Source organism: Romboutsia sp. 13368, from assembly GCF_018336475.1.
Classification (GTDB): Bacteria; Bacillota; Clostridia; order Peptostreptococcales; family Peptostreptococcaceae; genus Romboutsia.
In genome coordinates, this window is record NZ_CP048741.1 from 935,463 (window position 1) to 936,538 (window position 1,076).

A 1,076-nucleotide genomic window follows, 5' to 3' on the forward strand; every position below is an offset into this window, starting at 1 on the left:
TACTTATAAATAATTYTCCAAATAAGATAAGTATAATACCAGAAGCAATACCTATACATATATTAATTATAGTACATTTTTTTACACCTTCTTTAATACGTTCAATATTTCCAGCACCAAGGTTTTGAGCACAATATGTTGCCATAGTTAAACCAAATGTAACACTAGGTTGCATTACAAGCTGTTCAACCTTAGATGCAGCAGTATGTGCAGCAACAACACTAGAACCAAAGGAATTTATTGCACTTTGAAGTATCATTATACCAACAGCAGTTATTGAAAATTGTAAGGCCATAGGGATACCTATTCTTAAATGTTCTTTGAAATACTTAGTTCCAGATTTGAAATGATTTTTATTTAACTTAAGGATTGGGAATTTTTTAGCAGTATATATTAAACATAGAAAACCAGATGTTCCTTGAGAAATGACAGTAGCATATGCAGCACCAGCAACGCCCATTTTAAAATTAATAATAAACACTAAATCTAGTATTATATTTAATATAGATGAAATAATTAAAAAATATAGTGGGGTTTTACTATCCCCAAGAGATCTTAATATACTTGATACCATATTGTAAAAAAATGCAGCAGATGCTCCAGCATATATTACAACTATATATGAATATGCATCATTTATTATATCACTTGGTGAATTCATTAAATGTAGTAATGGTTTAGTAGTAAATACACTTATAAGAGTTATTATAATAGCCATTACAACTGATAAGATAATTGAACTAGCTACAGCTTCTTTTAGCCCTTCATAATCATTTGCACCAAACCTTTGTGAAATCAATACAGAAAAACCAGAAGAAAGACCAGATACAAATCCAATTATTAAAAATGACATAGAACCAGTTGAACCAACAGCTGCAAGTGACTGTACTCCAAGAAATCTTCCTACTATTATAGTGTCTACCATACTATAAAATTGTTGAAATATGTTACCAATTAATAAAGGTATAGAGAATAATAAAATTAATTTTACAGGATTTCCTGTAGTCATATCTTTGGTCATAATGACCTCCTTTCATATTAGTTAAATATATTTTTGTTAATTATGATAGACCTAT

General features: G+C 28.8%; 1 protein-coding gene (only partly in view). It reads right to left on the reverse strand.

The genetic code is table 11. From position 1 onward, the window contains the following. Positions 1 to 1,021, reverse strand: the 5' portion of a protein-coding gene (locus G3997_RS03765; protein ID WP_296648344.1) for an MATE family efflux transporter. 347 nt of this gene lie to the left of the window's left edge; only the first 1,021 of its 1,368 coding nucleotides appear in the window; the start codon lies at positions 1,019 to 1,021; its stop codon lies off the left edge, out of view. Between the last annotated feature and the right edge of the window lie 55 nt (positions 1,022 to 1,076).